Genomic DNA, 6110 nt, shown 5'->3' with positions numbered 1-6110 from the left:
GCGGCCAGGATCGGGCCCGGGGCGGCGCCGTAGCCGAGGGTCAGGCCCAGGGCGCTCAGGAGCATGAGCAGGATCGCGCCCGCGAAGGCGATCGTCAGGTGGCCGGCCGCCCAGCGCAGGCGGCCCACCGCGTTCGACAGGATCGGTTCGGCGCGTCCGCCGGTCTCCTCGCTGTGCAGGCGGAGGACCGCGGAGACCGCGTACAGCGCGGCCAGCATGCCGAACAGGCCGACCATCGTGGCCAGGAACGCGTTCTCGATGCCCGACCGGCCGCCCATCCGCTCGATGATCTCGCGGGTCCTGGTGTTGTCCCCGACCAGGTCCGCCGCGCCCTTCGTGATGCCGCCGAAGGCGACCCCCGCCGCGAAGAAGCCCAGGCTCCAGCCCAGCACGGCACCCCGTTGCAGATGGTGGGCCGCCGTCAGTGGTGCGCGGCGGCCCACCATCGCCGACGAGACGAGTTCCTGCCGCCCGCTCTCCTCCTCGTCACGCGTGTGCCGTACGACGACGATCAGGCTCATGATCCCGGCGAGGATCGCGGCGTAGCCGCCGATGCGCCACGCGGTGAGGCCGCCGAGGGAGTCGCTGAACACCGGGCCGTAGGTGGCGCGCAGCGAGCTGTTGGCGAGCATCTGGCGGGCGAGGTCGGCGCGTTCGGCCGGGGTGGAGTAGACGCTTCGGAGCGAGCCCGGGAGCGACAGGACCAGTAGGCCCGTCACCGCCACCCAGGTCGGGATCACCACCCGGTCGCGGCGCAGGCTGAAGCGCAACAGGGCGCCGGTGCCCGCCAGTTGGCGCGAGGCGCCGGTACCGGTGCGTGCGGGGAACGTGGCGGTGGTCGTCATTCCGCCTCCCGCTCCTGGTAGTGGCGCAGGAACAGTTCCTCCAGCGTCGGCGGCTTCGAGGTGAGCGACCGTACGCCCGACTCGGTCAACGACCGCAGTACGGCGTTGAGTTGGTCCGTCTCCACCTGGAGGCGGACCCGCTTGCCCTGTACGTCCAGGTCGTGCAAGCCCGGCAGGGACGCCAACCCGTTGGGCGCGCCCACCAGTTCGGCGCTCACGCTGGTGCGGGTGAGATGACGCAGGTCCGCCAGCGAACCGCTCTCCACCGTGCGGCCGTTGCGGATGATGCTGACCCGGTCGCACAACTCCTCCACCTCGCTGAGGATGTGGGAGGAGAGCAGGATCGTCCGGCCCCGGTCGCGCTCCTCCTCCACGCAGCGCTGGAAGACCTCCTCCATCAACGGGTCCAGGCCCGAGGTTGGTTCGTCCAGGATCAGCAGGTCGACGTCCGAGGCGAATGCGGCGACGAGGGCGACCTTCTGGCGGTTGCCCTTGGAGTACGTGCGGCCCTTCTTGGTGGGGTCGAGTTCGAAGCGGTCGATCAGGTCGGCGCGGCGGGACTTGTCGAGGCCGCCGCGCAACGCGCCGTAGAGATCGATGACTTCGCCCCCGGAGAGGTTGCGCCACAGCGTCACGTCGCCGGGGACGTAGGCGACCCGGCGGTGCAGTTCGACGGCGTCCGTCCAGGGGTTCCCGCCCAGGAGCCGGGCGGCGCCCGAGTCGGGGTGCAGGAGGCCGAGCAGGACGCGGATGGTGGTGGACTTGCCCGAGCCGTTGGGGCCGAGGAAGCCGTGCACCTCGCCGGTCTCGACATCCAGGTCGAGGCCTGCGAGGGCCTGTGTCCTGCCGAACGACTTGTGCAGTCCGGAGACGGTGATGGCCTTCGTCATGGAGCCGAACGTACGCTAACTTCAGAAATTTGTGAAGTTAAGGAAGTGTATGAAGCGCGGGTAGGGTGGGTCCATGACGGATACAACCGGTGGGCGGGACGCGGAGTCCGTGTCGAAGTTCGTCGAGTCCTTCGCGGCGCAGCTGGTCGAGGCGGGGATGCAGCGGATGCCGGCCCGGATCTTCGCCGCGCTGCTCTCCTCCGACGAGGGCGCGATGACATCCGTCGAGCTGGGGGAGCAGCTGCGGATCAGCCCCGCCGCTGTCTCCGGCGGGGTGCGGTATCTGGCGCAGCAGCACATGGTCTCGCGGGAGCGCGAGCCGGGTTCGCGGCGCGAGCGGTACCGGGTGCAGGGCAACCAGTGGTACGAGGCGCTCACCAATCGCGAGGCTGTCCTCAAGCGGTGGGAGGCGGCGCTGAGCGAGGGGGTTGCGAGCCTCGGGGCAGACACCCCGGCTGGGCGTCGTATGGCCGAGACGCTCGCGTTCTTCGAGTTCGTCGACGGGGAGATCGTGGCGATGATGGAGCGGTGGCGGGTGTATCGCGAGGAGCGGTTCGGTAGCGCGCCCTGAAGGGGCGCGGGGCTGTGTCGCACAGTTCCCCGCACCCCTCAAGGCACAGCCCGTCAGCGCTCCTTCGTCTCTTCCAGCACCGTGCGGCCCAGCAAGGCATAGCGCTCGGGCGCCCGGTGCTTCAGGTACTGGGCGTAGCCGATGCCCGTCGCCGCGACCAGGGCCACCAGCCACGGCGTTGCCTTCAGGAGCGGGGAGTCGGACTCCGAGCCCGCTGCCACGCTCATGTTGGAGACCAGGAGCAGGACCACCGCCAGCATCGCGATGCCTCCGAGCAGCGGGGCGGTGAAGGTCTTGAACCAGTGACGGCTCTCGGGGTGGTGGCTGCGGAAGTACGCCAGCACCGCGAACGAGCACACCGCCTGCACCACCAGGATCGCCATCGTGCCGAGGATGGCGAGCAGGACGTACATCGCGTTGGCCGGGTCCTTGCTCGTGGCCCAGAACGCGAGGATCAGAAGGGCGCTGATCACGGTCTGCACGAAGCCCGCGATGTGCGGGGAGCCGTGCTTGGCGTGGGTGCGGCCGATGGTGTTCTTGAGGGAGGGGAGGACGCCCTCGCGGCCCAGCGCGTACATGTAGCGGCTGGCGCAGTTGTGGAAGGCCATGCCGCAGGCGAGCGAGCCGGTGATCATCAGCCACTGCATGAGGTCGACCGCCCAGTGGCCGACGTAGTGCTCGGTGGGGTTGAAGAAGAGGGCGAGCGGGTTCGCCGAGGAGGCGACCTTGACGGCCTCCGTCTCGCCGTTGCCGATGATGGCCATCCAGGAGACGAAGACGTAGAAGACGCCGACGCCGAGGACCGAGATCATCGTCGCCTTGGGGATGATCTTCTTCGGGTCGCGGGACTCCTCGCCGTACATGGCGGTCGACTCGAAGCCGACCCAGGACCAGAAGGCGAAGAAGAGGCCGAGGCCGGCGCTCGTGCCCTTGAACGCGTTGACCGGGTTGACCGGGCCGAAGGTGAAGCCGTGCGGGCCGCCGCCGTGCAGGGCGACCGAGATCGCCATCGCGGCGAGGACGGTCACCTCGGTGCCCAGCAGGACGACGAGCAGCTTCTCCGCGACCGAGACGCCGAACCAGGTCCCCGTCGCGTTGACGGCGAGCATCACGATCGCGCAGGCCCACCACGGGACGTCAAGTCCCGTCTGGTCCTTGAGGGTTCCGGTGGCGAAGACCGAGAAGATGCCGATCAGCGCCGGTTCGAACACGACGTACGCGAAGGTGGCGAGGAGGCCCGAGGCCAGTCCGACGGTGCGGCCGAGGCCGTAGGAGATGAAGCCGTAGAAGGCGCCCGTCGAGGTGATGTGCTTCGCCATCGAGGTGAAGCCGACGGAAAAGATTGCCAGGACGACCATTGCGACGAGATAGCTCGCCGGGGCGCCGATGCCGTTGCCGGACGAGACCATGAAGGGCACGTTGCCGGTCATCGCGGTGATCGGGGCGGCGGTCGCGACGGCCATGAAGACCACGCCCAGCAGGCCGATGGCGTTGGGCTTGAGCCGGTGAACGGCGCCGTCCTCGCTTGTGTTCGCCGCGGGGGCGAGTCCTTCGTCCACTGCCATCGGGATGGCTCCTCTCCTGCTGCTCGGGTGGTTCTACGGTGCGGAACTCTGTCGGCCGAATGAGTCCGGCAAGGGTTGCGGCGCGTTAAATGTTTGTCAACCAGACCTTTAGAAATCTGAGGAAATCCGGTGGCAACACACGCCTCGTACGGTCGCCGCCATGAGTACGTACACCTCGACCCTCGGCGGCCACCGCTACCGCTTCGGCTCCCTCGCGCGCCTGCTCGCCGCCGCGAGCCCCGAGCGCTCCGGCGACGCGGCTGGCGGGGCTGGCCGCCGCCTCGGCCCAGGAGCGGGTGGCGGCGCGGTGGGCGCTGGCGGACGTACCGCTGACCGCCTTTCTCGCCGAGCCGGTGATCCCGTACGAGACCGACGACGTGACCCGGCTGATCCTCGACACGCATGACGCGGGGGCGTTCGCGCCGGTGGCGGGGCTGTCGGTGGGCGGGTTCCGGGAGTGGCTGCTGACCGCCGACACGTCCCAACTGGCCGCCGTGGCACCCGGGTTGACGCCGGAGATGGTCGCGGCCGTGTCCAAGCTGATGGGCAACGCGGATCTGGTCGCGATCGCGCGGAAGGTGCGCGTGGTGACCGCCTTCCGGTCGACGATCGGGCTGCCGGGGCGGCTCGCCACCCGGCTCCAGCCCAACCACCCCACCGACGACCCGGCGGGCGTGGCCGCGGCCCTCCTCGACGGGCTGCTCCTCGGCTCCGGCGACGCGGTGATCGGCATCAACCCGGCGACCGACAGCCCGAAGGCGGTACGGGACCTGCTGGAACTGCTGGACGGAGTCATCCAGCGGTACGCGATCCCCACCCAGTCCTGCGTCCTGTCCCACGTCACGACCAGCATGGACCTGATGGAACGCGGGGCGCCGGTGGACCTGGTCTTCCAGTCCATCGCGGGCACCCAGGCGGCGAACGCGTCCTTCGGCGTGACGCTGGGGCTGTTGGACGAGGCGTACGAGGCGGCACGGGCGCTGGGCCGGGGCACGGTCGGCGACAACGTCATGTACTTCGAGACGACCGGCCAGGGCAGCGCGCTCTCCGCCGACGCGCACCACGGGGTGGACCAGCAGACGGTGGAGGCCCGGGCGTACGCGGTGGCCCGCCGCTACGACCCGCTGCTCGTGAACACGGTGGTCGGCTTCATCGGCCCGGAGTACCTGTACGACGGCCGGCAGATCCTCCGCGCCGCCCTGGAGGACCACTTCTGCGGCAAGGTCCTCGGCCTGCCGATGGGCCTGGACATCTGCTACACCAACCACGCCGACGCGGCGGACGACGACGACATCGCCACGATGCTCACCATGCTCGGCGTGGCCGGCGCGTCCTTCGTGATCTGCACCCCGGGCGGCGACGACATCATGCTCAACTACCAATCCGCCTCGTACCACGACGCGTTGTACCTCCGTGAGGTCCTCGGGCTGCGCCCGGCACCGGAGTTCGAGGCATGGCTCGACTCGATCGGCCTGCTGGGCGAGGCCGGAGAGATCAAGGACGTCTCCGCTACGGCCCACCCGTTGACGGCGATCGGAAGGGAACTGGTGGCATGACGACCAGTCAAGAAGTTTCTGTGGAACGGGACTTGTGGCCGTCCCTGCGCCACCACACCCAGGCGAGGATCGGTCTGGGGCGGGCGGGTACGGGCCTTCCGACCCACCACAGGCTGGAGTTGCAGGCGGCGCACGCGGCGGCGCGGGACGCGGTCCACTCGCCGTTCCGGCCGGACGTGGTGGCGGAGGGGTTGAGGGGGGAACCGACGGTCCGGGTCCGCAGCGCGGCCCCCGACCGCCTCACTTACCTCCAACGCCCCGACCTGGGCCGCCGCTTGGACCCCGCCGACCGCGCGCACCTGCCGGTGGGGGAGTGGGACGTCGTCTTCGTGGTGGCCGACGGTCTGTCCAGCCGGGCGGTCCACGAACACGGCGCGGCGATGGTACGAGCGACGACGGCCCTCCTCCCGACCACCTGGCAGGTCGCCCCGGTGGTCCTCGCGGAACAGGCCCGGGTCGCCCTCGGCGACGACGTCGCCTCGGCGATGGGCGCGGAGATGGTCGTCGTCCTGATCGGCGAACGCCCCGGGATGTCCGCGGCGGATTCACTGGGCGCATACCTGACGTACCGACCCGAGCCGGGAGCCACGACGGACGCGGACAGGAACTGCCTGTCCAACATCCGGCCGCCGTCGGGGCTGACGTACGAGGTGGCGGCGGGGAAGCTGGCGGGGTTGATGGGG

The 6110-nt window shown here is 70.0% G+C and carries 4 protein-coding genes and 2 pseudogenes; 3 read left to right on the top strand and 3 right to left on the bottom strand.

Features of this window, described 5'->3' with window-relative positions; all coding sequences use genetic code 11:
• Both JHN63_RS50315 and JHN63_RS50310 read right to left on the bottom strand, forming a co-directional pair.
• Positions 1–845, bottom strand: a pseudogene (locus JHN63_RS50315) (ABC transporter permease); the annotation flags it as partial.
• Positions 842–1735, bottom strand: a complete 894-nt coding sequence (locus JHN63_RS50310; protein WP_200691826.1) for an ABC transporter ATP-binding protein — start codon at positions 1733–1735, stop codon at positions 842–844. The gene JHN63_RS50310 and the pseudogene JHN63_RS50315, both read right to left, overlap by 4 nt.
• Before the next feature lie 73 nt (positions 1736–1808).
• On the opposite strand from JHN63_RS50310, the gene JHN63_RS50305 reads away from it, so the two are divergent.
• The gene (locus JHN63_RS50305; protein WP_200691825.1) at positions 1809–2306 is read left to right on the top strand and encodes a GbsR/MarR family transcriptional regulator; all 498 of its coding nucleotides are present in this window, start codon (positions 1809–1811) and stop codon (positions 2304–2306) included.
• Positions 2307–2359: 53 nt separating this feature from the next.
• On the opposite strand, the gene JHN63_RS50300 is transcribed toward JHN63_RS50305, so the two are convergent.
• Entirely contained in the window at positions 2360–3871 is a 1512-nt protein-coding gene (locus JHN63_RS50300) for an APC family permease (RefSeq protein WP_200691824.1), read from the bottom strand.
• A 160-nt stretch (positions 3872–4031) separates the two neighbouring features.
• Here JHN63_RS50300 and JHN63_RS50295 point away from each other — a divergent pair.
• Positions 4032–5427 (top strand): annotated as a pseudogene (locus JHN63_RS50295) (ethanolamine ammonia-lyase subunit EutB).
• Positions 5424–6110: ethanolamine ammonia-lyase subunit EutC (gene eutC / locus JHN63_RS50290; protein WP_200691823.1), on the top strand; the 687-nt coding region annotated here is incomplete at its 3' end. The pseudogene JHN63_RS50295 and the gene eutC, both read left to right, overlap by 4 nt.

It is taken from the genome of Streptomyces sp. MBT65, assembly GCF_016612545.1.
Classification (GTDB): Bacteria; Actinomycetota; Actinomycetes; order Streptomycetales; family Streptomycetaceae; genus Streptomyces.
Note: the sequence above shows the minus strand (reverse complement) of the source record. Positions and strands in the feature narration are given on the sequence as shown.